The organism is Gemmata sp. SH-PL17 (genome assembly GCF_001610855.1).
In the GTDB taxonomy this organism is placed as follows: domain Bacteria; phylum Planctomycetota; class Planctomycetia; order Gemmatales; family Gemmataceae; genus Gemmata; species Gemmata massiliana.
The window spans coordinates 7,303,519-7,328,521 of record NZ_CP011271.1; the positions used below are offsets into that span (position 1 = coordinate 7,303,519).

The following is a 25,003-nucleotide window of genomic DNA, read 5'->3' on the forward strand; positions in this document are numbered from 1 at the left end:
AACCGTAAGGCCGCGCAACGCGCGCCGATTGACACGGGGGAGATATGATCCGGTTCGCATTCGCCGTAGCTTTGGGGCGCTCTTCGTGCCACGAGCGGGGGCACAGGACGTGGACGCCATCGCCGGTAAGCGGGTCGTGTTTCTCGGCGACAGTATCACACAGGCCGGCGGGTACGTAGCGTTCACAACGTACTACCTCGAAAAGCTGTACCCGAAGAAGGACTTCGACATCCTCGGGCTCGGTCTCGCGAGCGAGACGGTATCGGGGCTGAGCGAAGACGGGCACGCGGGCGGTCAGTTCCCCCGCCCGTGCCTGTTCGAGCGCCTCGGGCGCGTGCTGGAGAAGGCCAAGCCGGAGGTCGTGGTCGCGTGCTACGGGATGAACGACGGGATCTACCTCCCGCTCGACAAGGAGCGGATGGCCGCGTTCCAGAAGGGGATCACGAAACTGATCGAACAGTGCAAGGCCGCGGGCGCGAAGCAGATCGTCCTCGTTACCCCGCCGATCTACGACGCGGTGCCGAAGGGCACCGAGGTCGACTACGACGCGGTCCTGGCCGAGTACGCGAAGTGGGAAACGGGCCTGAAGGTTCCCGGGTCCGGGTGATCGACCTACACACCGCGATGCGGAAGGCGCGCGACGGGCGTACCGAGCCGTTCTCAAAGGACAAGGTACACCCGGGCGACGACGGGCACCTGCTCATCGCCCGAACGGTCCTCACCGCACTCGGGGTTTAGGTTCATAACCAGGGCGTGCGCACTTTATTGGGCCGTAATTCCTGGGATAACTTGCAATAGGTAGTTGTCATCCCAACCGGCCTTCATGCGCCGCGTTTTGGTGCTGCCTTTGGTCTTGGCGCGCTTCAGGAGCGACACGGCCACGCGCCGGAGCATCCCCAGGTTGGCCCCCGCGTGGCCGGTTCGGGCACGGCTGTCGTCCTCTCGGAACGCCACATCCAGTACCCAGTGCAGCCCATTCTCGATGCCCCAATGGTTCCGAATGTAACCGGCCAGCACCGCCGCGCTCACGCGCAGGCGGGTGATGTAATAGTGCCCGGTGCCCTCGTTCTTCTGACCCTTTACCCGGCGCTCCCGGCACACCAGCGCCACCGCGCCCACATCCGACCAACCATCCGGGTCTTGGACCACCGTTACATACCGCTCTTCCTCGCGCCCGTGACCCACACCCGCCTCGGCCGCCATGTCGAACACGTCGCCCACCGCGTCGCGCAGGCCCTTCTGGTTCCCCTTCACGCACACCACGTACTCGCCGCCTTGTGCCCGGATCTGCTCGATCGTGGCCTTCTGGCACCCGGCCGCGTCCAGCGTCACCACCGCCCCGCGCAGGTCCAGCGCGGCCAACGGGTCAGGAACGGTCGTGATCTCGTGCCCGCCCTCGGGCACCGACCGCTGGCCCAGGATTAACCGGCTCTCGGTGGCCCATGCGCTGACCACGTGCAGGCACCCGGTGAACGTGCCTTGGGCCGAACGCCGTGCGCTCTTCCCGTCGATGGCGATGTGGACCAAGCCCGTCGATTCGCACAACGCGCCCACCCATCGGCCGAACCGGTCGGCGAACGCATCGGGATCGAGTTTGGCGAACACGCGCTCGAACGTGTCGTGGCTCGGCACCCCGTTGGGCAGCTCGAGGAGCCGGCGGAAGAACGGCTCCTTGGTGCGCGCGTACTCCGCGATCTCATCCCACCCGTCGGCCCCAGCAATCACCGCGCAGGTGGCGATCACCAGAATATCCGTCAGCGGGTGCAGCTTGTTCGCGGTCTCGATCCTGGGGTCGGGCACGTCCGCGAACACGGCGGTCAACGAAAGGGGCATTGGGTATCCTCCGGATACCCTCGGTGTAGACATAAACTCCTACACCGTCAGCCGTTCATAGTGCGCACGCCCTGGGTTCATAACAGGCTCTAGTGATTGACAACCAGTCCGGCGACCTCGCGCACGTCAGTGACGAAGTCCACACGGTCCGCTCGCTCACCCCGGACTCCGACGCCGTCGGCCGGGTTCTCTCGCTGTAGTCCACGTTCTTCTCGCGGCCCGATCGGATCCGTTGTGGGTCGCGGTCGGGCCGTTTCCATTCCCTTCCCGTTGGAGGTACTTGCCACGACGACCGCAACGGCAGTCCCGTTCCCCCTCGCCGCCGGAACGCGGCTGCTGGGCGAGGTGATCTCATGGACCTGCTCCGGGGTGAGCGTCACCTACGCCGCCCTGGTCGCTGCTCTCACCGACGCTGAACTGGACGAGGGCGTCGCCCGCGAGCTGGCCCCGAAGCACGCCTTCACCCGCGCGTGCAAGAAGCTGTGTGACCGCCGCATTATCCGCCAGGTGGCCGAGGAAGAGTGAACGGCGGGTAGGCATCGGGGAAGTTGGTGGGAACTGTGTTCAGTTCGGTGTAGCTTTGAGCGTCGTGGGGAATTTACCCGGGCAGGAGGTCGTTATGTCCGAACCGCTTGAACCTACACTCGAAGCCAAAGCCCAAGAATTGGCCGCGCGCATCAAGGCTCGATCCGCCGACGCCATCTTGGGGATGGCACGTCGGCTCGTTGCGACCACCGATGACGACCTCTTTGGTGACACGGAGTTCGCGTTGCGGGACCAAGCCCAAGGCATCGTCGCCGATGCTTACGCGGAACACCTCCCCCAAAAAGTGGCTACACCACCAGCGCCATCGACTGCCCCCACTGCTCCCACCGCGCCCCCTTCCACGGGTACCGCGAGAAAACGGTCGAAACGCTCGGCGGGCCGGTCACCTGCAACCGCGCCTATTACTACTGCGGGCTCTGCGCCAAAGGCTCCTGCCCTTGGGACGGGCGAGTCGGATTGACCGCTGGGCGTCTCTCGCCGGCGGTGGAACGACTCGCCACGCTCTGCGGGGCCGTCGCCGACAGTTTCGAGAAGGGAGCCGAACTGTTGAAGGAGACCACCGGCGTTGTGCTGAGTGCATCGACGGTGCAACGGACCACCGAAGCGACCGGGGAACGAATTGCCGAACACCTTCAGAAGGGCCGCACCTTCGGCGGCAAAGTGGCGTGGGACTGGTTCCGCGACGCCTGTGGCCGGACCGTGGGTTACATCGAGATCGACGCGACCGGCGTTCGGCAACAGGGACCAAACGGCGAAGCGACCGATGGGCGGATGGCCGACGTCGGGATGATTTTCAATCCGCTTCCGGATCGGGAGCGTGTGTTCGAGGGCTTGCCCAAGCCGGGCGAGTCGATGCGTGCCCGGTACACAAGCGGGCTGTACCCATTGGCGGAAATGGGACCGCTGTTACGCCGCCAAGGCGCGCAAGTGGGGTTGGGTCACGCGGAGGTGTGGGTGGCGATCACCGACGGCGGCGCGGGTTTGGAGGACTTCGTCCGTTTGAACTTCCCGCGCGTGGAAGCGGTGATCTTGGACTTCTATCACGCGGCGGAGTATCTGGCGAAACTGGCGGCGGCGTTGCACCCAACCGACGAAGAAGCGGCGCTTGCGCAGACGACGTCGTGGTCGCGTGTGCTACGGGATGAAGGCGGCGAAGTGATGATGAGGGTGCTGGAAGAATGGGAGTGGCCGAATCGCAAGGGGCTGCCGGCGGTCCGTGCGGAGGTGCTGGGTTACTTCGGCAATCAGGTGCATCGGATGGACTATCCGAGTTACGAAGCCAACGGCTGGTACATCGGATCGGGTGCGGTGGAGAGCGCGTGCAAGACGGTGGTGGGCCAACGATTGAAGGGATCGGGGATGCGATGGAGCCAAGAGGGCGCACACGCACTCTGCCACGTCCGCGCCCTGTATCGCAGTGAACACAGCCAGTGGACCGACTTCTGGAGACGATCCACCGCCGCCTGACACAAACGTCCACCAACTAAAGTGCTACCCACCCAGGGCACGGTTAAGTTCCAATTCACCCAGGAGTCCCGCGACGGCGACCGCTTCGAGTACACGCTGGAGACGCTCCTCACCCTCGACAAGAAGACCGGGGCGGTGACGTGCGACCTGCCGGGCCTCGCCACGCTCGCCCAGGAGGAACTGAACCGGGCGATCGACGACCGCAGCGGGGCCGACGTAACTCGCGTGATCCAGAAGCTGTTCGACCGGCACGCCGACCTCTTCCCGGTGCGCCCGCAAGGCGGGGCCTATTTCGTGCCGGAGCGGCACGTGGCGTTTGTGGACAAGGTGCAGGCGATGCTCGGTCGGCTCAACGGCCAGATCCTCCGGTTCCCGGTCCCCGCGGGGACGGCCGAGGGCGACCGGAGCGTGAAGGACGCGGTGGCCGCAGGGCTCGCGGCCCTGATCGACGAGCACCGCAAGGCGGTCGCGCAGTTCGGGAGCGACACCCGCGACGACACACTGAAGCGGGCCGCCGAGAAGATCCGCTCGACGCAGTTCAAGGTCCAGGCGTACGCGGAGTACCTGCTTGACGAGAAGGGGCGGCTGGATCGCGAACTGTCGACCGCCCGCGACGAATTGCGGCAGAAGGTCGAGCGGCTCGCCACGGAGCCGACCGCGACCGCGTGAGTGTTCGCACCCGTCTCGAAGGCCGGGCCGCACGGCCCGTTCACTCCCGCCACCCCAACCCGGAGATCGACATGACTACCGGCGTGGCCCGTGCCCGCGACCGGACAGTCTTGTTCCTGACCACTCCCGCCCTGTGGCCGTGCTGGCCGTTTCTCCCCGTCGTCCGCCGCACCAGTGGGCGGGAAGAACTGGGCGTGGTGTTCGACGCCCGGTCGGTGTGCGGGCGGACCGGCTTCTCGGCCTGCGTGTTCCTGACCAACGTGTTCGCCCTGCCGCCCACCATCGACGAGTTCTTCTTGCTCTCCCGCCAAGCCTGCGACTCGGCCGACGAGCTGTTCGACGGCGGCTGGCAGGTGGATCGACTTTCGACTCATCCCCGGAGGTTACAAACGTGATTGCGATTCCACACGGGTTGTGCCGGGCGTTCCCGGCTCTGGCCCGAAAGTGCGTGTCCGGTGGGCCGGCACCTGCTGTCGTGTTCGAGGCGAAAGGCGGGACGCGGACCGTCTGGGTGGAGACCGACGACGCGGCCCTCGCGTACACGGCCCCGACGGAGGGTAGCGACGAGGTGCTCGTGGCCCCGATGGCCATGCTCGAAGCTGCTGCGGGGCCGGGCGGTGAGCCTGTCGAGTTGTGCGTGGGATCGAAGCTCAAGGGCGAGGACCGGTGGTCCGAGCGCGGTGTTCCGAAATCCCACCCGTTCGAGGCGATCCTGCCCGGCAAGCAGCACCGACCGCCCGACGCGCCGGAGGCGTGGCACGCGGTCCCGATCGCGTTCCTCGCGGCTCTGCACGAGTGCGGCCGGCCGGCGGCGAAGGACGCCGGGCGTTTCTCTTTGACCCGCGTGCAGCTCAGGGGCAAGGCGGGTCAGGTAGTCGCCACCGATGGACGCACCGCACTCCTCCGCGGTGGATTCTCACTCCCGTTCACAGAGGACGTGCTGGCCCCGGCACTCCCCGTCTTCGGGACTCGCGAGTTAGTCGGCGAGCGGGCGGTGCGTCTCGGGCGTACCACGACGCACCTGATCGTGGCCGCCGGGTCGTGGCGCGTGTTCCTGCCGATCGACAAGACCGGCCGCTACCCGGATGTCGCCGGTGTTGTGCCGCGCAACGCTCCCACCACCGTGGCGATCGACGACCGGGACGCCGCCGAACTGATCGAGAAGTTGTCGGGCCTGCCCGGCGGTGAGGCCGACCACCGCCCGGTCGCTCTCGCCGTCGACAGCGGATTCGTCGTCCGGGCCGGCGAAGAGAAGAGCGAGAAGATCTGCGAGGTGCGGCTGCGCCATTCGACTGCGAACGGCCCCGGCGTCCGGGCGGTGATCGACCGGCGCGTCCTGGGCCGTGCCCTCGCGCTCGGCTGCCGGACCGTTCGCCTCACTCCTGACAAGCCGGTCGTGTTCGAGCGCAAGGACACGACCCTTCTCACCGTGGCACTCGATCCGGCCCTCGCGGTCGGGCCGAAGCCTGATACCAACCCCACCATCACCAACACCAGAAACAACAAGGAGACTGCCGTGAAGAGCGAGACGAACGGGCACCCGCCCAACGGCCGGCACGACCCGCCGGACGCCGATTCCCCATTGCTCGCGGAAGAGTTGCGAGCCGCGCTGGGCGACGCCCTGACCGCGGCCGGTCGGCTGGTGGCCGCGCTCAAGCATCAGAAGAAGGAGAAGAAGGCTCTGACCCAGGTGTGGTCGAGCATGAAGGCCCTCAACCTCGGACGGGGGGCCAGTCGTGACCAAGATCGTGACCACAAAACTGACCGGCCTCGCGGGCACGATGGCCGAGCTGAAAGAGCGGGTACGTATCGCTGTCGCTGGTGAGTTGGGCCGGGCGGTCGGGGACGCCGTGCGGCAGGTCGTTCAGGCGGTCGTCGCCGAAAGGCCCGAACCGCCGGCAGCACGTCGCCCGCCCGCGTCCCGCTGGGACGACGAGGACGAGGACGACCGCGACGGTTGGGACCGACCCCGCGACCCGTGGGGTGAAACCGGGCGTGACCGTAATGACGACGATGACGACTACGACCGCAGTCGCGGCTCACGCCGGGCCACCCCGACGCGGCATGAACCCCCGATCGCCGAGCCGTCTGCCGTGAGCGCGAGCATGACTGCCGCCGTCGCCGCCGGTGTGTACGTCGCCAGGTGGTGGCTGGTCCGCCGCGGCACCCTGCTGGCCGCCGCGGGCCCGGCCTCGGCGGCGGCCAGCAGGGTGCCGTCGGCGGGCCGCTCGCCCGCACCGCCGTCGCCGTTCTGGCCGCTACCGCAGACGTGCTGACCGCCACCGACGCCCTCGACGACGGCGCCGCCCGGCTCGCACACGTCTGACGAACGCCCCGATCCGTTCACACCGCTCGCCCGTCACCAGCCCCAGGGCTCATCGCCCGCGGGTCACAGCCGGGGTGCGCGCATGGCCGGACCGGGGCACCGCGCACACGAACAGCATCACCCGCAAACTCACCGACCACGACCGACTCTCAGCCATCAATCACCGAACCTCAACACCACTATTCCGAAGGAGACCGACCATGTCTTCGACCGCCACCATGACCAACGGTAAGCCCCAGCGCAAGCAGCTCGCCGACCAGCTCGACCGCCTTGACGGGATCATCGACTGCCTGGCCGACCGCTTGCCGGAAGCCGTGGCCGACGCCACCCGCGAGGGTGCCCGCCAGGCCGTCCGCGACGTCATCCTCGAACTGCTGACGAACCCGGAGCTGCGCACCCTGATCGCGAGCCTGGCCCCAACCGCCCCGCCCGCGCCAGTGGAAACGCCGACCGCCCCGCAGCCCGTGGAGTCCGCACCCGCGAAGTCCGAGTTCTGGGGCCGGGTGAAGGAGACGTGCAAGAACGTGAAGGATGCCACCGTGCGCCGGTGCCGGGCCGCCAAGACCGCGGTGGTGACGACCGCACGGAGCCTGTCGGCGATCATGCCGCTGAAGAAGATGCTGCTGGTCGGTGCCGGGGTCGGCGTAGCCGTCGCCGCCGTCAGCTACGTGTGCCCGCACAGCGTCTCGGCGGCAGTGAGCGGCGTGTGCGGGACCGCGACCGCCGTCTGCGTGCAGGTGGGTCGCTGGTTCCGCCGCTCGGCCGGACTGTTCGGCTTCGGCAGGGGCTGACGACATGAACACGGCGAGGCAGTGAGTCGAACGTCGAAGTCGAGTGAAAGGCTCGGCCGGTCAAGCACTCCCGCGTGGGGTGCGTCAGCCCGTGCGGACCTCAACCCCGATTCCGACGTTCCACTCACCGATCCGCCGCTCAAGCCCGCACAACATTTCTTCTTCAATTAACCCAAAGAGAGGCGCCCGCCGTGGCCTACCCGATTACCCGATACCCGATCGCCTTCCTGATCTTCGTCGCGCTGTCCGCGGCGTGTTGGTTCGTGTCCGTCGCGTTTTACAAGAACACGTTCGGCGACACGATCCAGACCGCCTCGCCGGATTCCTCCACGACCGCGGTTGTCGCCGTCGGTGTCGCGGCCCTGACCTCATTTGCATCGTTCCCGGTCGGCTACTTGGTCGGGCTGGCGGTGTGGGGTATCGCCGCGTTCGCCGGACTCGGTCTGCCCGCCGGTCGCGCCGCCGTGTTGTTTCTGTACTTGGCGGTCAGTTCGTTCGTCGCCCGACTCGTCGTACTCGGCGTGCTGGACCAGATCGGGAACTGAGCGGTCGGGCGGCGCGGCCTCCCTCTCGTTGCCGGAGGAGCACATGGCGAAGCAGACCGTCCTGATCGACGACCGGCACCTGACCATCCGCGTCTCGAACGACCTTCCAGAAGCCGATGTCGACGCCGTCCGGCAGACGCTGGCCGGGGATGAGTTCATGGACCGCCTGCGGCGAGCGATTCGGGCCGCGGTCCGGGCATTTCCCGAACTGACGCCGTGCCGCATCTCGCTGACCCGCTGACCGGATCGAACGAGTCGATCGCCCTCGGTTCCGCACTTCACCCATACCCATGGTGGGTGTGCGGGACCGGAGGTCACACCGAGCGCGTCCGGTTCGGGCTCTGATACGTAAGAAAAGGCATCCGCGCCCGCGGAAGTGCTGGCGATTTCGCGGACTACCTGTTCGGCTCATGAGGCATCAGGGGTGGGGCGCCCCTATTGTTTGGGGCGGTGCGTTTAAGCGGCGTTCCAGAGAGATGGCCAGAGCGCCGTTTGGCTGGCGGCCCGGAGTTCCACGAGCGGGCCAACGTGTTCGGCCCGCCAACGCGCGCCGGTCCGTTTCATCCGCAGGTTCAGGAGCTGTTTGATCCCCCCTTCCACCACCCCGCTGCCGATGCTTCGTCCGGCCGCCAGCCGCTCGGCGTACCCCAACCGGGTCGGGTGCTTGGCCACATACGCGGCCACGTCCAGCAGTGGCTCCGTCGCGCGCTCCGGCGGGTACCCGCAAACACCGCTCCCAGCCAGCGCTCGAGGCCCGGCTTCCCCTCCGACAGCACCACCTGCCGTGCCGCATCACACCGCGTGCGGATCGCGTCCCCGGCTCCGCCCATCGCCTTCATCGCGCCGCTGACGTGCTCCATCAGGTGGTACATATCCAACACCCCGGCCGCTTGCGGGAGGTGCTCCGAAGCCAGGTTCCAGATCCATTCCGCCCCGTCGCCCAGTACCGTCACCGCCGGGGCCGTGGTCACCCCCAGGCGATCCGATTCCCGGCGAAGGCGCGCCCCAAAGGACTCGGCTTCTTCGATGGCGGCAACCACGGCACGGGTGGTCGGCGGCGGCAGGTGGCGTTCATCCCATCCGGCGGGCGTGGCGGCGGGACCCGGCTTGCGCTTCAGAAACAAGCCGAACTTGACATCCCGCCATCCGGTGCGGGTGTTCACCTTGCCCGCGTCGATCAGTACCTCGATCTCCCCTTCGGCCTGCGCAAAGGGCCACGCGTCGTTCCGCTCGGGGCGTTGTTCGGCCACCCGTCGGGCCTCGGCGTGGGTGGTCTGGCGAATGACCTCGTCATCCACGTCCCAGCCACAGAACTCGGCCAGCACCTGTTGGGCCCGGGCGAACGAATGTTCGATCCCCGCGAGCGTGACCAACCGCCGGGCGTGTCGGGTCAGGAACCCGTCGAGGCCCAACAACTCGTCCGCGGTGAACCGTCCGCTCTCGGTTGGGTGCCACAGGTACGGGCGGCACACCTCGATCGGCCCCAGGGCCGTGGTCACGACACGCCGCTTGTTCCCTTTGCACCGGTAGCCGGGCACTTTTTGGGGGCCGCGTCGATGCGCGCCTGAAGGGTGTCGGCGAGGTTGTCCCGGAGCAGTTCGCGCCCCCGCTCCAGGGCGAAGAGTTCGCAGGTGTCAAGAACGGTGCCGGGAGTCGCAGTGGTTCCCAACCGGTTCAGTTCCTGCACGTAGGCGATCGCCCGCTCGTACTGCAGGCGCTCGGCCTCCGTGCTGTATTCGATGGTCAGCGTGGGCATCCGTGCCTCCCCAAAAAGCGATGAGATGAGGATACCTGCTTAACCGCCCCAAACAATAGGGACACAGGGCCATTGAAAGTTTCACATTGGTGAAGTGAGGAGATCAATGGCTTCGTGGAATCGTGCGGCCAAGCGCCGTGTGGCTTGTGCGTGATTGTCGGTGTCCACTTGCGCCAGCACATGGACGGCCACGTTCCGCAGCGCGGCCAACACCTGCGGGGCTTGACCACAGCGCACCTGACACCCGTCCTCACCCAGGGTCACATCGCGGATGTAGTGCAGGCTGTTCTCGATCCGCCAATGCTCCCGCACGAGTTCCAACAGCCGTTGGGCGTCCACCTTTTCGGGAGGCAGACTCGTGATCCCGTGGACTACTTCTTCAAACGGCTTGCCATTGCGAATCCCCCATCGGCGCACGCGAAACCCCTGCTTCAACCCCGGCCACTCCTGATGCACCGTCAGGATCGAGGTGCTCTCCAAACTCCGGTGTTCCACCCGACCGTGGCCCTTGTCGAGACGGCGCGCGAACCGCGGGCCGGGCACGGGTTCTTTCGGGGCCACGCGGCCCGCGGGGGGAAAAAGTTGCGGCCACCGCCACGAACGTGAGTCCCGCTTCGATGTCGATGGCCAAGGCCGGTTGGTTGTCTTTGACCACGAGCACATAGTCATCGTTCCGGTCACGAATCGCTTGACACACCTCGGTCTGAGTGAAGATGGCGTCGCCGGTGAAGATATACCCGCCGGCGCGTCGAGGCAGGATGTTCAACAGTTCCAACGCGGCCTTGTGTTCGTTCGTCTTGGTATCGACCCGTAGTTGGCCCAGAACGGCCTGGAGTCGTGGGGCAAAGGCGGCCAACAGATGAACGCCGGGCAGACCCGCGGACCGATGGGCGCTGCCACGCGAGCACTTGCCGTCCATGTTCACGACCAGTGGATGCGCCGGTCCGGGCGCGGGTTGCGCGGGGTCCGTTGCGGGCGCGAACAGGGCGGCAATCCAGGCGCTGAGGACGGCTTCGAGTGCCGTCACATCGATGCGGGGGAGCAGTTTGGAGAGCATCGATCCGGTGGGAGTCTTCAGGCGCGGGAACCCGAGCAGCAGGGCGAATTCGGCCCCATAATCGTCGGCCAACTGCGCGATGGCGGCCGGCGAGCGGCGCCCCACGAGGATGCCGATGACGAGCAGGGCGAGAATCGGGGTGAAGGGGTACGAACGCCCCTGCCGGGATCGGGGATCGGGCACCGCACGGAGAGCTTCCAACAAACACGGACGACTCATCCGACTACTCCGGTGACACGCTACCCAACTGCGCGTAGCGAGCCAACCGGAATAGCGACTTCCCTAAATCTGCCAATGTGAAACTTTCAGTAGCCCTGAATAGGGACACCCCCCGGGCGCTTCTCAGGGCCGTTCCTTTATTCACACTGCGGGATGCCGATAAGCGCCTGTGCTTGGTCCGGGTGTATTTGAAGTTGTTCGATGGCCTCGGGGTGATTCTTGGCCCGGACTCCGGACAACAAATGAACCACGGCATTGCGCAAGGCCGCGAGAACCTGAGGGGCGGTGCCCTTGCGCACCCGGCACGCGTCCTCGCCCAGAGTTACATCCCGGACGTAATGCAACGGATTCTCGATGCGCCAGTGATCCCGAACCAGGCCCAGAAGTGTCGCCGCGTCCGCTCGCTCCGCCGAGAGGCTGGTGATCCCGTGCACCACCTCCACCGTCCGCGCGCCCTTCACCATGCGCTCGCGCGTTACCTTGAAGCCCTGTTTGAGTCCCTTCCACATCGGGCTCACCGTCAGGATCCGCGTGACCTCAAGGGTGCGCGTCTCCCGACGCCCGTGGCCCTTGTCCGTTGAGGTGGCCGACCGGCCCGACGGCGCGGGCGTCGGGACCGGTTCAGGGGGAAGTAGCCGCCGCGATCGAGCGGGCGGCGGTTGCGAACGCGAACCCGCCCTCGATGTCGATGACCAGGGCCGGTTGATTGTTGTTGGCCACGAGGACGTAATCGCCCCCGGCTTCGATCACCTGTTTCGCCAGATCCCGTTGGCAGAACATCGCGTCGCCCGTCACCACTTTGCCCGTCAGGGGCAGGATCCCCAGCAGTTCCAACGCGGCCTTGTGTTCGTTGGTCCGGGAATCGACGCGCACCTGAGCGCACCTGAGCTAGAACCGCCGCGACCGCCGGCGCGAACGCGGCGACCAGGTGCAGTCCGGGCACGTCCCCGTCGCGACTCCCGCGCAGGGTCTTGCCGTCGAGCGCGAGGTGTTCAAACGCGGCGGGGTCGATGCGCCCCTCGATCCAGCGCGACAGGGCGCCTTCGAGTTGTTGCGCGTCGACGCGCCGGAGCGTGCGCGAGAGCGTGGACGTGGTAGGCGTTTGGCCCCGTCGGAACCCGAGTGCGTGGGCCAGTGGGGTTCCGTGTTGTCGCCCGAATCGCGCGATCCCGGAGAGGCTCTTGCGTCCCATGAGCAGGGCCAACGCGACGAGTCCCAGAACGGCAGGCAAGGGGTGGACACGACCGTGGCGACTGCGTGGGTCGGGGAGCGTGGCGAGCGCGTCGTACAGGGTGCGAGGGGGCATGCGCAACTCCGGGACCAAGAGGCAACGCGCCCCGATTACCCAACCGCACTCAAATCCACAACATGAAACAAGGAACGGCCCTGGGGCGCTTCTCACTTGCACTTCCACCATTCCACGCTATACCCGCGAGTCGCAACACTCGTATCTACGCGCTGAGGGCAGGCATGGACGCCGCAAACCCGCTGTGCCGCTGTTTGCTGCTGGTCGCCGGACTCGCCGTAATCGGTTGTCAGTCAGATAAGGGCAGCCAGATCGCACGCGGGCAGTTCCCACAAACCGCCGACCCGGTCGCGCCTATCGCGCCCCCTGCCCCGATTACCCCGCCGGCCCCAATCGCGCCGGTTGTGGGCGCGCCCGTCGTACCCGGGGCACCCGCAACCACGGACCCGCTCGGGCCGATCGCCCCGACCAAACCGGCCGACCTCCCGACCGTGGTTCCCGCGATCGGTGGGGGACCGGTCATGGGTAGCCCGGTACCCGTAGGCGCAAAGGGCGACATCCAGAAGACGGCCGCGGTCGGCGGCACAAAGGGCGCTGTACCCGACCTGCTCCGGACCAGCGACCCGCGCATCAAGATCGTGGCCATCGTCGGCGCGAACAACGTCATCACCGACCAAGAAGTCATTGAGGCCGTGTACCAGCAGTACCGCGAACTGGCCGCCCTCGAAGGGACCGCCCGGAGCGCGAAACAGAAGCAGATGTACGAACAGGTGCTCCGCAAAACGATCGAGCGCGAACTGGTTCTCGACGAAATGTACGCGAAGCTGAAAAAAGCCAACAAGATGAACATCATCGACGATATTAAGGTGATCGCGACACAAACGACCGACCGCCAGATGCGCGCGATCCGGAGCGATATGGGGGCCAAGACGGATGCCGAGTTCGCCGCGATCCTGCGCGCACAGGGGTTGACCGTCGAGGTGATCCGGCGCCAACTGGAGCGCCAGATGATGGCCGAACAGTACATCAGCAGCGCGCTGCGGGAGAAGGTCCACCGGGCCGGTCTGGGCGAGATCCGCGACTACTACGACCGGTACCCCGACCAGTTCCAGGCCCCGGACCGCGTGAAGTGGCAGCACCTCTTCGTCGCCATGAAGAACTACAAGACGCCCGAGGACGCACAAAAACAGGCCACCGCGCTGTGGCAGCAGGCGTCGAGCGGGGCCGACTTCGGCCAACTCGCGATGAAGTTCGACGAGGGCATCGCGAAACAGCAAAAGGGGTTCGGTACCGGGGAAAAGCGCAACGAGATCCAGCCCGTTGACGTCGAAACAACGGTCTGGTCCCTGAAACCGGGCCAGACCAGTGGGTTGATCCAGACCCCGACCGGGTACCACATCGTGAAGGTGGTCGAGCGCGACTACGCCGGGGTACAGCCGTTCGATTCGGCCGTCCAAAACAAGATCCGCGAGAAACTGACCAAGACCATCATGGACACCGAGTACAAGAAGCTGGTCGACGACCTGTGGCGCAAGAACAGCGTCCGCATCTTCCCGGATTGATACAGGTTAGGGCTTTTCACCCGCGTTGGCGTCCTGGTCACGCCAACGCGATGCGATCACTCCGGGTCTGCCGAGTACCCACCCGGTCTCGACCCGGACGTGATAGCCTTCGTAGACCGAATCCCGGAGCCAGCCCTTACACGCCTCAACGTCGACCACGGTGGAGTCAGCGAGCTGACACTTCACCCCGTGACGTGAACCAACGAGGTCGTACAAGTCGTTCCACGCATCGATCCACCGCATTTCGATTTCGGTGTTCGTTGCCATACGCACCCCGTATGTGTTTACCCACTCTTTCGCGGGTTCGGGTAGTGCTCCTGCATGACGTGCTTCATCTCGCGGACCGCGCGCTCCATGCCCACGAGCACCGCACGCGACACGATGCTGTGCCCGATGTTCAGTTCTTCCACGCCCGGGATGCGCACGATCGGCTGCACGTTCCAGTAGTTCAGCCCGTGCCCCATGTGAACGTGAAGTCCTAGCCCCACCGCCTGTGCGGTCGCGGTCCGGAGCTTCTCCAGTTCGCGCTGAACGGCCTCCGCGCCCTTCGCTTCGGAATAGCTGGCGGTCTGGAACTCGATGGCGTCCGCACCGAGTCGCGCGCTCGCGTCGACCTGCGCCGAGTCGGGGTCGATGAATAGCGACACGTGAATGTTCGCGGACTTCAGTTTCTCGATCGCACCTTGGACGCTCGCGGCGTTGGCGATCACGTCCAGCCCGCCCTCGGTGGTCAGTTCCTGGCGCTTCTCGGGCACGAGCGTGGCTTCGTCTGGCTTCACCTTGAGCGCGATCGCGATGATCTCATCGTAGGCGGCCATTTCCAGGTTCAGCCGGGTAGTGACGGTTTCGCGCAGGAGGTACACGTCCCGGTCCTGGATGTGCCGGCGGTCCTCGCGCAAGTGGATCGTGATCCCGTCCGCGCCGCCGAGCGTCGCGAGCACGGCCGCCGCAACCGGGTCCGGCTCGTTCGCCCGCCGCGCTTGCCGTACCGTCGCGACATGGTCAATATTCACACCGAGGCGAATCATTTTCTCTCAAGGCAAAAGGAAAAAGATAAAAGGCAAAAAAGGAGAATCAAAAGGCAACAGATTCAGTCACCCGACCATTGTTCTGTTTTACCTTTTTTCCTTTCTCCTTTTGCCTTTACGCCGCCCGCATTCAGCGGGTGTTGAAGCGGCTGAGGTAGTCGAGTACGGCGCGGTAACGGTCGAGTTCGCGGATCAGTATGCGGTACCCCAACAGTACAACCAGCGCGTCGAGGAGCCGTTCCGCGATCGGGCTGACGAACGCGACCGAGAACCACACCGAGAACAAGAAGTAGTTCAGCGCGAGTAGCACCCCGACGAGTGGGAACGCCACCTGCGCGGTACGGCTGATCCGATACCGCGGGTCGAAGTACATCCGCATCGCAAGCCGTACTTCAGCCCATATTTGCGCGACGAACCACCCGCGGCGGGCCGGCTCCATTGGCTCTGGTGGTGCGAGGATGGTCCCGACCGGAGGGGGCGGAAGTAGCCGCATGAGCGGCAGAATCGCCGGGGGAATCATCGACGCCACCGGTTGCTCGGTCACGGGAGCCGGCGGCGGGGACGGTTGTACGCTGGTCGGCTCGGTCATGCCCACTCCTCGGGCGGCGCGGTTCTCAACGTTGATAGCGTAATGCGAAAGAAACCGCGTGAACAGGGGACTTGCTTCGCGAGTCCGCCGCCGGGTGCCGCCCGCGTGAGCAGCAATGCACGAGGCACGCCAAAAACTCACTTTTCCGGGATCGGACTCGCCTTTTCAGCGGTCGGGAACGCCTTCGGCAGCGCGAGCGTTACCTGGCCGGTCGCGGCCCATTCGGTGCCGCGTGTGATCGTGCCCGCGAACCCCCAGCAGCGCATCGCGTTCGCGTCGTGGCCCAGCGGGGTGTGGAACACGCGGCCCTTGCCGTAACTCACGGTCCAGATCATCGGTTCGTGCGCCTTCGTGCCGCTGGAGTACGCGGTCGCCAGCACTTTGACGTTCTCGATCGGGCCGCGCATGTTGTCGTACAGTTCGTCGCTAGTGTGCGCCCACTCTTTTGGCATCCCCTTCGTCACCGGGTGCTCGGGATCGCGGACCTTGACTGTGAACGGCCCGACGTAGGCGTGGCTCGACGTCTTGTCCTTGCCCGCGCCAACAATGACTTCGTTCCCTTCGTCGCTGTATTTCAACCGTTTGCCGAACTTCGCATCGCGCCAGCCCATGCCGATCATCTGGTTGTACTCCTTCCACCCGGTGAAGGAGTTGTTCGCGGCGTGGACCACGACGAAGCCGATGTCCCCCGACTTCAAAAGCATCTCGAAATCATCGTTCAGCCCCCTGCCCCACGATTCGCCGTTGTAGTTACTCACAACGACCTGATAGTTACTCAACTTGGGGCGGAACTCGTCGAACGCGGCCTTGTGCTTCTTCCGCAGATCGGCCACTTGTGTCTCGTGAACCTTCTTCTGTTCGGGCGTGGCGTCCTTCGCGAGTGCCGGCAGCTTCAGGGCCGGAGGGCTGGTCGCCACGTCCACCGTGAATCGCCCCGAGTCTTCGAGGATCTTCTTCAGGATCGGTGTCGTTTGTTGCCAGTTGTGATTGTTCTGGCCATCAATGATGAGGACTTTGATCTTCGGGTCGGCACAGTGGGCGTGCAACGCGATGCACGCGGTGAACAGCAACGCAGCGAGGGATCGCATTTCGGAGACTCCATTGTCCCTTTGAGGCAGTGAGGGCGGCTTCGCGGGTGTGATCCGTGCGGGCAGTCACATTTGCTAACGTTTCGGCCCGAGTGGGCAGCGCGTCTGCCAAATTCGCACGAATCACCGTGATTTTCAGCACATTTCCGTTTCCGCGCCCTCCGGAGAGTACCAAATTCGGCTAACAAATGGCAGCAATTGTTAGCCGGCCCGCTCCTTCGTGTTTGGAAGGGCCGGTGTCGCGTTCACATCCGATCCTCAAGTCAATTCTACGCACATAGTGAACTAAAATCCAGTTAAAATTCCTTTGGGTCTGTGTGTGGGGTCTATGGGCGCGGGAATCGATGGGGTACAATGCGCCCGTTAGCCAGAAAGGACACTGGCGCTCCACGCGCGAGTCACGGCTTCACATCCGAATCGGATCGAAGATCCCGCAACCGCCTCGCGCACAGTCACGTAACGCATTTTGAGCCGCCTTCGTCGGAATCGGGTCACATCGGTACGCGAATTGCGATCACAGTGGCAGATCAAACAACCTTTCGCCCGAGGGCAGTGCGATGGCAACCGAGACACAAAACGACGTGGTGAAGGTCTATTCCGGATCGCTGGTCACGGCCGAGTTGTACCAGCAAGCGCTCAAGGAAGACGGGATCGAGAGCACCGTTGTTGGACTGGAACTGAGTGCGAGCTTCGGAAGCGCGGTACCGAACTCGGTGGAACTGATGGTTAAGGGCGAAGACATGGAGAAAGCGCTGGCCTCCATCAAACAGTTCGAGAGTGAGAATCAGCCACTCACCGATGAAAATGCTCTGCCGTCGTGAAGAGACTGATCGGGCTTCGTACCGAAGTTTGGGAATAAACCGCCCCGCGCGGCGTCAGGTTTCCAGCAAGCAAGTCAGCGGTCATCCCAATCACCGGGTACGGAGCAGGTCATGTCCCAGACGAACCCGAACGGGTTGCGAAAGCGGTACGTACACGCGGTCGCGTTCGCGCTCATTGCGAGCGCGGGCCTCGGTTTCACCGGTTGCGGCGGCGGCGGTTCATCGACGCAACAATCAGGCTCCGCACGCCGCGCGGACGGAACAGCCGCCTCACCCGCGCCCGACTCCTTCAACAAGCAGAACGCTGAAAGTTACAGTGCGATCGTCGAGAACGAGTACCGGTCGCCGCTCGTCGAACCGCGCTCGACGTTTTCCGCCGACGTGAACACGGCCTCGTACTCGAACGTGCGCCGGTTCATCAACGAGGGCAAACTCCCGCCGAAGGACGCGGTGCTGCTCGCGGAGTTCGTGAACTACTTCCCGTACCAGTACCCGGCGCCCGCGGGCAACGATCCAGTGTCGCTCACACTGGATATCGCACCGTGCCCGTGGAACACCGAACACAAGCTCGCACGGATCGGCGTTCACGCGAAAGACCTCTCACTGGAAGACATGCCCGCGCGGAACCTCGTGTTCCTCATTGACACATCGGGATCAATGGCCGACTCCAATCGGCTCCCGCTCGTGAAGGAATCGCTCACACTCCTCGTCAACCGGCTGACCGACAAGGATCGCGTCACCATCGTGACCTACGCGGGCGAAGCGGGCCTGAAACTCCCGCCGACGCCGGGCAGCCGCAAACAAGCGATCCGCGACGTGGTGAACGGCCTACACACGGGCGGCGGCACCAACGGCGAGGGCGGAATCAAGCTCGCTTACGAGATGGCCCGTCGCGGCTTCGTCGAGGGCGGCGCGAACCGCGTGATCCTCTGTACTGATGGCGATTTCAACGTTGGTGTGTCGAACCAGAGTGATTTGCGCCAGCTCATCGAGCGGGAACGAGCGAGCGGGGTCTTCCTGTCGGTCCTCGGGTTCGGGATGGGCAACTACAAGGACGACCGGCTCAAGGAGCTCGCGAACTACGGCAACGGCCAGCACGCTTACATCGACACCATCGCGGAGGGGCGCAAGGTGTTCGTCGAGCAGGGCGGCGGGTTGGTGTGCGTCGCGAAGGACGTGAAGTTCCAGGTGGACTTCAACCCGGCAAAGGTAAACGCCTACCGGCTGATCGGTTACGAGAACCGCATTCTGAAACAGGAAGATTTCAAGAACGACGCGAAGGACGCCGGCGACATCGGCAGCGGGCACACGGTGACGGCGCTGTACGAGATCGTCCCCACCGGCGTGAAGATCGACCTGCCCGAAGTGGAACCGCTGAAGTACCAGAAGCCCGCACAAACGAAGGGCAACGCGAGCGAGTGGCTGACCGTGAAAATGCGATACAAACACCCCGACAACGAACAGAGCAAAGAACTCGCCGCGGTGCTGAAGGGCGCGGGTACGGCTTCGGGCGGCGAAGACTTCCGGTTCGCGAGCGCGGTGATCGAGTTCGGGCTGATTCTCCGCGACTCCAAGTTTAAGGGCGACGCGAACTTCGACCGCGTGCTCGAACGTGCCCGCGGCGCGGTGAGCTTCGACCCGAACGGCCACCGCAAGGAGTTCATCGAACTGGTTCAGAAGGCCCGCGACTTGAGTTCGCACAGCGTGCGCGAGTAAGTACAACGAAGTAGCTCGTCTTGAATTGCTTATGGTGGATTCTGCCCCAACACGTGCGGATGCCACCCGCACATGTTGGGGCAGAATTCACGTTAAGGCTCACTAAGTTCGAGTTCCAGGCGGAACCCTGCGGGGAACCGGTCCCACCAGCGCGCACACCACGGACCGATTGACACGACGCGGTTGGCCAGTACACGAGTGCCTTCGGCGATGTGCTTTTCTATGACGCCCTCGAATCCCTCTTTGGCGGCACAGTAGCGGTGCTCCTCCCAGTAATACCCCCGTGAGACGAGTAGCGCGTCCTCCCAATCGCCCCCGAGCCACTCGGACGAGATCGTCCGATAGAGCGCGGCCCCGGCAGGGGAAAAGTCGATCCTGCCCAGCCAGTACGTGGCCGGGAACGGCTTCGGCACCAGTTTGTCATGGCGGAGTGGGTCGAAAGTGTAACAACACTCCTGTGGGCGGTTCTCCGCTGTTCGGGGAAGCGCAAGGTGCGCGGAGTCGGCACCGAGGAGCGTGCGAACCTCGTCAGTCGCAATCTGATCCACAACCCGCAACCACCCGTACCGCAGACATGCCTCCAACCCTTCACGGCATTGTTCGTCCGAGACAGTGACACCGAAATACCGGTTCCCGGATTTCGCAGCATCGCGCGCAAGATTGACGGCCGAGTTCCGGAAACAACCCGACTCCATGCTCTGCAACAAGAGCCACTCTGCGAGCGCAATGTTGCGGCAGTCGAGGACGTGCTGTAGTTGATTCGGGTCGCCGCTTTGCACGGAGCGGTCGAGGTAACAGGTTTCGCCGCCGCTGCCACGCCCCTGCCACCGTCTCTGCTCCTCAAAGTCGATGCGGTAGCCTTCGGGGAAGCGGCGCCACCACTGGACTCTCCAAGACCCCACCGGAGCAGGACCGGTGACGGCCACAACATCATCCCCGCTCCGGATCTCCTCAATTGCCGCGATCGCAGCCGCCTCGGTTCGGAAGTATTGGGCGGTTTTCTCGTGAACAACGTCGGTGTAGTCAGAAAGCCCTTTCTCGGGCCAGCACCGTTCAACGAGCCGTCTCCACAAGCCCGCTCCGGAATCGGTAAAGTCAACACTCCCAACGTTCGGATGGCCATATACGGGTCCGAGTACCCCACCCCTTTGAAGCTCGCTCACGATCCTCTTACGGGCCGGTTCGTCGATGACTTGCAGCCAGCCCTTGGCTAGGCAATTGGTCAGTGCGACCCGGCATTCCGCCTCAGTCACCTTGCCGTAGTCTTCTCGTCTAACGATATCGGGCAAGTCAGATGGGGGTACAGTAATGCCGTAGTAGATCACGGTGAAAAGAGCTGCGTCTGCTGCCGTAAGTCCCAACTCAGTGAGCGCTTCAGTTCGGGTGCGCTCTCGGGCAGTGCGGGCCGCGTCACGGGCGCGCTGTTGGTCTGCGCGGATTTCGTCGCGACTGCGAATCGTATCGGACAAGAGGATGGGTGTGAGGTGGGTAGCATCGAACTTCAACCACAACCGCACGGACAACTGTGCCGCCGTTGGAGTTGAGATCGTGCGCCTCACGAGATGTGAGGATACCTCACCCCCAACGAGACATCAAGCGTGGCTCCCAATCTCAATGCCCATCCAGGAAAATCGCGAAAAGTACGGACCTGACAAGCTTGGGACGGTCATTTCTGGAACAGTGAGTCCCACAGGAGCATGCCCCCGAGAAGCGCGCTCGCGAACCCGAGGACCGTCACGCACCCGCCGCCCGGCCAATCGCCGGGCGCGAGTACGGCACGCGACGGGGCGAGCGGGTCGTAGTACGCCGTCACCTCGTACCCTGCCATCACCTCTTCACCGCGGCTCCGACCAACAATCACCTCGGTACGCACGACCTTTCCACTAACCCGGAATTCGATCGTCGGGTAGTGGAAGTCGGTACCTCCATCGTCGTTCGAGGACTCGGTGCGAACGGACACGACCCGCGCTTTGACGCGAACTGCACGGCGAAGCAGGTGCTGTTTCTTGCGCCACTGCTCGACCCCGCCCGCGACACCGAGCAAACCACCGGTGAAAAACAAGAGCCCAAATCCCAGGCGGTGATCGATCACAGGCACTCCCGTGCGAACTTGGTGGCGAAGCCATTGTGTCAGCGCCCGAGGCCACAAAAGTGATTAAAATGCCTGCTCCACCGGCTTCATTTGATCGGCACCAGATTGTTCACGAACTGTGAGGTGCAATTCTCCCAGGTGTACCGCGCGCCCTCTTCCGCACATGCCGCGGGATTTCCGCTCACGAGCGCGCGCGAAACCGCACACCCCAAGTCCTCGTCGAGCGCCCCCAATTCGTCCCGCGTCACGATGTCCACGGGACCGGTGACCGGGTACGCCGCGACCGGCAGCCCGCTCGCCAGCGCCTCAATGAGCACAATGCCGAACGTGTCCGTGCGGCTCGGGAAAACGAACACGTCCGCCGCTGCGTACACTTCGCCGAGCGCTTCGCCCCGGCGATAGCCGAGGAACACGGCTTCGGGGTGCTGGCGCTCCAACTCCGCGCGAGCGGGGCCGTCGCCGACGACGAGCTTCGTGCCGGTCGTTTTGAGCCTCAGAAAGTCGTCGATGCCCTTCTCGTGCGAAACGCGACCGACGTAAAGTAGGATGGGGCGCGGGTAGCTCGTTTCCACTTTCGGGCGCGGGCGGAACGTGCCGAGATCGACCCCGCGCGACCACCTGCGTATGGGCGCCCGGAACCCGCGGCCGATGAGTTCCTTCTCCAAACTCGGCGTCGCGACCATCATGCACGACGAACCGCCGTGGAACCACTTGAGGAACTGGTAGGTGATGCTTTCGGGCACGCGGGCGAGGCGCTTGAGGTATTCCGGGAACCGCGTGTGGTACGACGAACTGAACCGCCACCCCATTCGCCGACAGAACCTGCGAACCCAAAAGCCCAGCGACCCCTCTGTGGAGATGTGGACGTGATCGGGACGGAATTTGCCGATGCGTTCGTAGACGCGCCCGGTGCGCATCACGCAGAGCGGAATTTCCGGATAAAACGGCACCGGGAATTGCGGGAACCCGGTCGGCTCGATGACCTCGACCGCGTGCCCCTGCTGGCGGAGCAGACGAGCGGTGGTGTCGAGCGTCCGCACGACGCCGCTCACTTGCGGGTGCCACGCATCGGTCGCGATGAGGATTCGTGCCATGCGGGAAGTTTCGCGCTTCGGGCCGCGAGTTTCAAGTTCCCTCACATGTGAGTCGCGTGAAGTGTTAAACGTGCGTGTTTGGGTTGGGCGGGTTGTCCCCTTGCGAACCGGAGGTTGGTGCCGTGCCAGATCCCGATAAACGGATGCTCCGCGACCTCAAGCGGGCACTCAAGAAGCGCGGGAACAAGCACCGCCGAGCGGAGCTGAAGAAGAACCTCGCGGACAACCCGGACGAGGCCGCACACGCCGAAGAGAACCTCGGGCGCTACCGCTCCGACACGCTGAACAAGCTCGATAACGACAGCACGCGGAAGAAGAAAGATACCGAGAAGGAATAGCGAAGCCCGGGATTAGAGGGTTTTCGATGGGTGTCTGCGATGAGATCGTCGAGATCCGCGATGCTCGCTGTGGCCTGTCGTCATTGGCCTCTCCGACCATCCCGGAGCTGGCACGAGAGTTTGGGCTAAGCGATCAACAATGGCGTTACAAAGAGATCGGCGAAGATGGCGCCCGAAAGTTAGTACACACGCTTCTCCACCGCGATTTAGCGTACAACGCCGAGTTGATGTCGGCGGCTCAAGCCGAGGAATTGGGTAACCGCTTTCTCGGGCAATTTGGTCCGGGCACCCGATACTTCACGAATGGAACGTGGCACACGCTCAGTACAATTCGGTCCGACGGCGCCGCCGCGGTAACGAGTTGGGATCCCGTCACCTCAGCTACGTTCGATATGGGGATCCTTGCCATTGGACCAGAACGTTCGGGGTGCATGTGGGTCGAAGACGAAGACTAATCAGTTTCCAGTAGTACCTACAGCGAAGGGTCTGCAGCGATGTCGCAGGCCCTTCGCTGTTGCGATTACTTCACGATGCGCTTGAGGATGAAGTGAACCGTCGTGACAGACGCTTTGGCATCCGGGGCGGTCGGGTTCGTCGTGGACACGAGTTCGTACCCCTCTTTCGCGAGGCGGTTCAGTTCTTTCTCGGCCTCTTCTTCCTTCCCAACGGTCAGCGCGACGATCCGGAATTCGGTCCGCGGCGCGGGCGGAGCCTTCTGGAAGTAGTACACCGTTACACCCTCGGCTTCTTCCACTGACTTGGGCCGGTCGGCCCCTTCCTTGGCCAGCGCGATCACGACCCGATTATTGGTGATCTCAACAACACCCAGCCCCCGCGTTTTCTTTCCGCGCACGGGAACGATCTCGACGTCGATCGTGATGGGCGATTTCGTCGGATCGAGCGTGTACTCCATTGTGGTGGGGATGCCGGTCACTGTGCGGGACTCGATCACGATCTCGGTTCGGGAAATGACTGTTTCCCCGCGCACGATGGTGGTCCTGGAGGGTGCGAAGCCGCCGACTTCGGCGCCAACGCCACCGCCAGGACCGCCGCCGAACCCGCCCTTCTCTCTCACAGCAACGGCCCCGTTGTACGTCGCCACGAGCGTGTACTTGCCCTCGATCGAGGGCGGGGGCGGGGTCTTGGGAACGGGCGCGCTGATCTTTTCGTCGGCCCGCGTGCTCGTCAGTGCAATCAGAACGGCCGCGAGGGGGAGGAGCTTCCGCATGAGTGCGATCCTCAAAGTTGTGCGAAGCGCGTAACCACACCCAAGATATCCGTCGCGCCGAGTCGCGTGCAAATGATAATGATGTGAGGCGAACGACACGCACAGTCGTTCTTATTTCGGATTCGGCTCTGATACAAGTTGCGGCTACCACACGAACGAAGAGAGTCACCGCAACGGCCGTCGATCGTAGGTACGGTGGTCGATCGGGTACTGGCACAGCCCGAGCGGGCCGTTGAGCCAGGAGTGTGTTTCCCCGCTGACGAGCAGATCCCGCTCGAACAGTTGGCGCACGATGAACTCGCTGCCGGCCACTCCGAACCGCGTGAGCCGGTAGTAGCCCCGCTGGAACTGCGAGTCCATGTCGGTGACGGCGTGGATGCAGTCGCACCCGGTGCCGTCGGCCCCCGCGCCGATGGTATCGATGCACTGGTACCCGATCTGGCCCCTCTCCATGAACTCCTTCTGGAGCAGGAACCGGCGGTACCCGCGCGGCTGGATCTCATACGGCCCCCACGACACGACGTGCTCGCGGAGTTCCAGGGCCATGCGGATCGTCTCGTGGAGTTCCAGGTTGCGCCCCGGTTCCGGGGTGAATTTCCACGGATGAATTTCCAGGGTAGCCGGCATCCAACTGATGGTGTGAGTTTCGGCCACTTGCGGCGCGGAACCCGGCACCTCGACGGTTTTGACGAGCGTGGCCCAGGTGTGCGTGTACCGCGGCGCCCGGAGCGTCCGCTCGGAGCCGAACACGATGATGTAGAACCGCTCACCGGGAGCGGCGTCGTTGGGGATCGACTCCGGGGGTAGTTTGTGAACCGGGGACAACGACTGGGCGCGACCGGCGCACCCTGCGACCGCGCAGGCGAACAGCACGAGCCCCAGGCGGCCGAGCGCTGCGAAGGTCATGATTCTCTCCCGCCAGTGGTTCGTTGTGAGCGCAGTTCGCCCCGTAGTTAGAATCGCCCCTCTAACGGTGGGTGAGGCTAAAGAAA

The 25,003-nt window shown here is 64.4% G+C and carries 31 protein-coding genes and 2 pseudogenes; 16 read left to right on the forward strand and 17 right to left on the reverse strand.

The annotated features are described in order from the left end of the window. Positions 1-85 precede the first annotated feature (85 nt). Positions 86-607, forward strand: a complete 522-nt coding sequence (locus tag VT84_RS30230) for an SGNH/GDSL hydrolase family protein (protein WP_204249666.1) — start codon at positions 86-88, stop codon at positions 605-607. Beyond that, entirely contained in the window at positions 604-738 is a 135-nt protein-coding gene (locus VT84_RS41815; RefSeq protein ID WP_255359516.1) for a hypothetical protein, read from the forward strand. Before VT84_RS30230 ends, VT84_RS41815 begins: the two co-directional genes overlap by 4 nt. Positions 739-762: 24 nt before the next feature. Here VT84_RS41815 and VT84_RS30235 read toward each other — a convergent pair whose 3' ends face one another. Next, complete coding sequence (locus VT84_RS30235) at positions 763-1,833, reverse strand: ISAs1 family transposase (RefSeq protein ID WP_082842135.1); 1,071 nt, start codon at positions 1,831-1,833, stop codon at positions 763-765. A gap of 345 nt (positions 1,834-2,178) precedes the next feature. Between VT84_RS30235 and VT84_RS39085 the strand changes: the two genes are divergently transcribed. The 9 genes and pseudogenes from VT84_RS39085 to VT84_RS30285 all read left to right on the forward strand — a co-directional run bounded on the left by VT84_RS39085 (position 2,179) and on the right by VT84_RS30285 (position 8,418). Continuing rightward, entirely contained in the window at positions 2,179-2,358 is a 180-nt protein-coding gene (locus VT84_RS39085; RefSeq protein WP_157469994.1) for a hypothetical protein, read from the forward strand. A 94-nt stretch (positions 2,359-2,452) separates the two neighbouring features. Beyond that, positions 2,453-3,846: pseudogene (locus VT84_RS30250) on the forward strand (ISKra4 family transposase). A gap of 21 nt (positions 3,847-3,867) precedes the next feature. Next, positions 3,868-4,515 (forward strand): hypothetical protein, encoded by a 648-nt coding sequence (locus VT84_RS30255; protein ID WP_082842138.1) that lies wholly within the window; start codon positions 3,868-3,870, stop codon positions 4,513-4,515. A 71-nt stretch (positions 4,516-4,586) separates the two neighbouring features. Next, positions 4,587-4,910 (forward strand): hypothetical protein, encoded by a 324-nt coding sequence (locus VT84_RS30260; protein ID WP_052556769.1) that lies wholly within the window; start codon positions 4,587-4,589, stop codon positions 4,908-4,910. Beyond that, positions 4,907-6,340 (forward strand): hypothetical protein, encoded by a 1,434-nt coding sequence (locus tag VT84_RS30265; protein WP_082842139.1) that lies wholly within the window; start codon positions 4,907-4,909, stop codon positions 6,338-6,340. Before VT84_RS30260 ends, VT84_RS30265 begins: the two co-directional genes overlap by 4 nt. Further along, positions 6,252-6,791 (forward strand): hypothetical protein, encoded by a 540-nt coding sequence (locus VT84_RS39090; protein ID WP_157469998.1) that lies wholly within the window; start codon positions 6,252-6,254, stop codon positions 6,789-6,791. The genes VT84_RS30265 and VT84_RS39090 overlap by 89 nt, the downstream gene beginning before the upstream one ends. A gap of 124 nt (positions 6,792-6,915) precedes the next feature. After that, the gene (locus tag VT84_RS30275; RefSeq protein ID WP_157470000.1) at positions 6,916-7,632 is read left to right on the forward strand and encodes a hypothetical protein; all 717 of its coding nucleotides are present in this window, start codon (positions 6,916-6,918) and stop codon (positions 7,630-7,632) included. Positions 7,633-7,823: 191 nt separating this feature from the next. Next, positions 7,824-8,177: a hypothetical protein gene (locus VT84_RS30280; RefSeq protein ID WP_082842141.1), complete on the forward strand. Its 354-nt coding sequence runs from the start codon at positions 7,824-7,826 to the stop codon at positions 8,175-8,177. A 43-nt stretch (positions 8,178-8,220) separates the two neighbouring features. Further along, positions 8,221-8,418 carry a hypothetical protein gene (locus tag VT84_RS30285; RefSeq protein WP_082842142.1) on the forward strand — a complete coding sequence of 66 codons (198 nt, stop codon included), beginning with the start codon at positions 8,221-8,223 and terminating at the stop codon, positions 8,416-8,418. A 331-nt stretch (positions 8,419-8,749) separates the two neighbouring features. Here VT84_RS30285 and VT84_RS30290 read toward each other — a convergent pair whose 3' ends face one another. The 7 genes and pseudogenes from VT84_RS30290 to VT84_RS41365 form a co-directional block, all read right to left on the reverse strand. Further along, complete coding sequence (locus VT84_RS30290; RefSeq protein WP_082842143.1) at positions 8,750-9,676, reverse strand: hypothetical protein; 927 nt, start codon at positions 9,674-9,676, stop codon at positions 8,750-8,752. Continuing rightward, positions 9,673-9,933 (reverse strand): hypothetical protein, encoded by a 261-nt coding sequence (locus tag VT84_RS30295; protein ID WP_082842144.1) that lies wholly within the window; start codon positions 9,931-9,933, stop codon positions 9,673-9,675. The genes VT84_RS30290 and VT84_RS30295 overlap by 4 nt, the downstream gene beginning before the upstream one ends. 81 nt (positions 9,934-10,014) lie before the next feature. Next, complete coding sequence (locus VT84_RS41820; protein WP_255359517.1) at positions 10,015-10,428, reverse strand: ISAs1 family transposase; 414 nt, start codon at positions 10,426-10,428, stop codon at positions 10,015-10,017. Continuing rightward, positions 10,313-11,209, reverse strand: a complete 897-nt coding sequence (locus VT84_RS30305; RefSeq protein WP_052556777.1) for an ISAs1 family transposase — start codon at positions 11,207-11,209, stop codon at positions 10,313-10,315. The genes VT84_RS41820 and VT84_RS30305 overlap by 116 nt, the downstream gene beginning before the upstream one ends. A gap of 137 nt (positions 11,210-11,346) precedes the next feature. Next, positions 11,347-11,940, reverse strand: coding sequence for an ISAs1 family transposase (locus VT84_RS39100; RefSeq protein ID WP_157470004.1), 594 nt, complete (start codon positions 11,938-11,940; stop codon positions 11,347-11,349). Next, the gene (locus VT84_RS41360) at positions 11,831-12,082 is read right to left on the reverse strand and encodes a transposase (protein ID WP_239465956.1); all 252 of its coding nucleotides are present in this window, start codon (positions 12,080-12,082) and stop codon (positions 11,831-11,833) included. Before VT84_RS41360 ends, VT84_RS39100 begins: the two co-directional genes overlap by 110 nt. A gap of 208 nt (positions 12,083-12,290) precedes the next feature. Further along, positions 12,291-12,626, reverse strand: a pseudogene (locus VT84_RS41365) (transposase family protein); the annotation flags it as partial. Between the two features lie 53 nt (positions 12,627-12,679). Between VT84_RS41365 and VT84_RS30320 the strand changes: the two are divergent. Beyond that, positions 12,680-14,017, forward strand: a complete 1,338-nt coding sequence (locus VT84_RS30320; RefSeq protein ID WP_082842146.1) for a peptidyl-prolyl cis-trans isomerase — start codon at positions 12,680-12,682, stop codon at positions 14,015-14,017. A 6-nt stretch (positions 14,018-14,023) separates the two neighbouring features. On the opposite strand, the gene VT84_RS30325 is transcribed toward VT84_RS30320, so the two are convergent. The 4 genes from VT84_RS30325 to VT84_RS30340 form a co-directional block, all read right to left on the reverse strand. Then, positions 14,024-14,284 carry a hypothetical protein gene (locus VT84_RS30325; protein WP_082842147.1) on the reverse strand — a complete coding sequence of 87 codons (261 nt, stop codon included), beginning with the start codon at positions 14,282-14,284 and terminating at the stop codon, positions 14,024-14,026. 17 nt (positions 14,285-14,301) lie between these two features. Next, positions 14,302-15,045, reverse strand: coding sequence for a pyridoxine 5'-phosphate synthase (locus VT84_RS30330; RefSeq protein WP_052556782.1), 744 nt, complete (start codon positions 15,043-15,045; stop codon positions 14,302-14,304). 130 nt (positions 15,046-15,175) lie between these two features. Then, the gene (locus VT84_RS30335) at positions 15,176-15,634 is read right to left on the reverse strand and encodes a hypothetical protein (RefSeq protein WP_052556784.1); all 459 of its coding nucleotides are present in this window, start codon (positions 15,632-15,634) and stop codon (positions 15,176-15,178) included. 137 nt (positions 15,635-15,771) lie between these two features. Next, on the reverse strand, positions 15,772-16,722 hold the full coding sequence (locus VT84_RS30340; protein WP_082842148.1) for a ThuA domain-containing protein: 951 nt from the start codon (positions 16,720-16,722) through the stop codon (positions 15,772-15,774). A gap of 557 nt (positions 16,723-17,279) precedes the next feature. Between VT84_RS30340 and VT84_RS30345 the strand changes: the two genes are divergently transcribed. Together VT84_RS30345 and VT84_RS30350 are read left to right on the forward strand one after the other, a co-directional pair. Further along, on the forward strand, positions 17,280-17,543 hold the full coding sequence (locus tag VT84_RS30345) for a putative signal transducing protein (protein WP_082842149.1): 264 nt from the start codon (positions 17,280-17,282) through the stop codon (positions 17,541-17,543). Positions 17,544-17,654: 111 nt separating this feature from the next. Continuing rightward, positions 17,655-19,259: a vWA domain-containing protein gene (locus VT84_RS30350; RefSeq protein WP_082842150.1), complete on the forward strand. Its 1,605-nt coding sequence runs from the start codon at positions 17,655-17,657 to the stop codon at positions 19,257-19,259. A gap of 92 nt (positions 19,260-19,351) precedes the next feature. On the opposite strand, the gene VT84_RS30355 is transcribed toward VT84_RS30350, so the two are convergent. The 3 genes from VT84_RS30355 to VT84_RS30365 form a co-directional block, all read right to left on the reverse strand. Continuing rightward, positions 19,352-20,584 (reverse strand): hypothetical protein, encoded by a 1,233-nt coding sequence (locus VT84_RS30355; protein WP_157470006.1) that lies wholly within the window; start codon positions 20,582-20,584, stop codon positions 19,352-19,354. 341 nt (positions 20,585-20,925) lie between these two features. Then, positions 20,926-21,351 (reverse strand): DUF3592 domain-containing protein, encoded by a 426-nt coding sequence (locus VT84_RS30360; RefSeq protein ID WP_162271893.1) that lies wholly within the window; start codon positions 21,349-21,351, stop codon positions 20,926-20,928. Positions 21,352-21,437: 86 nt separating this feature from the next. After that, entirely contained in the window at positions 21,438-22,445 is a 1,008-nt protein-coding gene (locus VT84_RS30365; protein WP_082842153.1) for a glycosyltransferase family 4 protein, read from the reverse strand. Between the two features lie 122 nt (positions 22,446-22,567). Here VT84_RS30365 and VT84_RS30370 point away from each other — a divergent pair, with 122 nt between their 5' ends. Together VT84_RS30370 and VT84_RS30375 are read left to right on the forward strand one after the other, a co-directional pair. Beyond that, positions 22,568-22,783, forward strand: coding sequence for a hypothetical protein (locus VT84_RS30370; RefSeq protein ID WP_239465502.1), 216 nt, complete (start codon positions 22,568-22,570; stop codon positions 22,781-22,783). 26 nt (positions 22,784-22,809) lie between these two features. After that, positions 22,810-23,238, forward strand: coding sequence for a hypothetical protein (locus VT84_RS30375; RefSeq protein WP_082842155.1), 429 nt, complete (start codon positions 22,810-22,812; stop codon positions 23,236-23,238). A 65-nt stretch (positions 23,239-23,303) separates the two neighbouring features. Here VT84_RS30375 and VT84_RS30380 read toward each other — a convergent pair whose 3' ends face one another. Next, a complete protein-coding gene (locus tag VT84_RS30380) occupies positions 23,304-24,011 on the reverse strand; it encodes a hypothetical protein (RefSeq protein ID WP_082842156.1) in 708 nt (235 codons plus the stop codon). 165 nt (positions 24,012-24,176) lie between these two features. Beyond that, on the reverse strand, positions 24,177-24,917 hold the full coding sequence (locus tag VT84_RS30385; protein ID WP_082842157.1) for a hypothetical protein: 741 nt from the start codon (positions 24,915-24,917) through the stop codon (positions 24,177-24,179). Positions 24,918-25,003 lie beyond the last annotated feature (86 nt).

Coding starts and splice junctions, on each gene's coding strand:
- VT84_RS30285 (WP_082842142.1), top strand. CDS start 8,221: ATGGCGAAGCAGACCGTCCTGATCGACGACCGGCACCTGACCATCCGC.
- VT84_RS30235 (WP_082842135.1), bottom strand. CDS start 1,833: ATGCCCCTTTCGTTGACCGCCGTGTTCGCGGACGTGCCCGACCCCAGG.
- VT84_RS30335 (WP_052556784.1), bottom strand. CDS start 15,634: ATGACCGAGCCGACCAGCGTACAACCGTCCCCGCCGCCGGCTCCCGTG.
- VT84_RS30305 (WP_052556777.1), bottom strand. CDS start 11,209: ATGAGTCGTCCGTGTTTGTTGGAAGCTCTCCGTGCGGTGCCCGATCCC.
- VT84_RS30340 (WP_082842148.1), bottom strand. CDS start 16,722: ATGCGATCCCTCGCTGCGTTGCTGTTCACCGCGTGCATCGCGTTGCAC.
- VT84_RS30375 (WP_082842155.1), top strand. CDS start 22,810: ATGGGTGTCTGCGATGAGATCGTCGAGATCCGCGATGCTCGCTGTGGC.
- VT84_RS30320 (WP_082842146.1), top strand. CDS start 12,680: ATGGACGCCGCAAACCCGCTGTGCCGCTGTTTGCTGCTGGTCGCCGGA.
- VT84_RS30325 (WP_082842147.1), bottom strand. CDS start 14,284: ATGGCAACGAACACCGAAATCGAAATGCGGTGGATCGATGCGTGGAAC.
- VT84_RS30350 (WP_082842150.1), top strand. CDS start 17,655: ATGTCCCAGACGAACCCGAACGGGTTGCGAAAGCGGTACGTACACGCG.
- VT84_RS30330 (WP_052556782.1), bottom strand. CDS start 15,045: ATGATTCGCCTCGGTGTGAATATTGACCATGTCGCGACGGTACGGCAA.
- VT84_RS30385 (WP_082842157.1), bottom strand. CDS start 24,917: ATGACCTTCGCAGCGCTCGGCCGCCTGGGGCTCGTGCTGTTCGCCTGC.
- VT84_RS30345 (WP_082842149.1), top strand. CDS start 17,280: ATGGCAACCGAGACACAAAACGACGTGGTGAAGGTCTATTCCGGATCG.
- VT84_RS30260 (WP_052556769.1), top strand. CDS start 4,587: ATGACTACCGGCGTGGCCCGTGCCCGCGACCGGACAGTCTTGTTCCTG.
- VT84_RS30380 (WP_082842156.1), bottom strand. CDS start 24,011: ATGCGGAAGCTCCTCCCCCTCGCGGCCGTTCTGATTGCACTGACGAGC.
- VT84_RS30295 (WP_082842144.1), bottom strand. CDS start 9,933: ATGCCCACGCTGACCATCGAATACAGCACGGAGGCCGAGCGCCTGCAG.
- VT84_RS30365 (WP_082842153.1), bottom strand. CDS start 22,445: ATGGCACGAATCCTCATCGCGACCGATGCGTGGCACCCGCAAGTGAGC.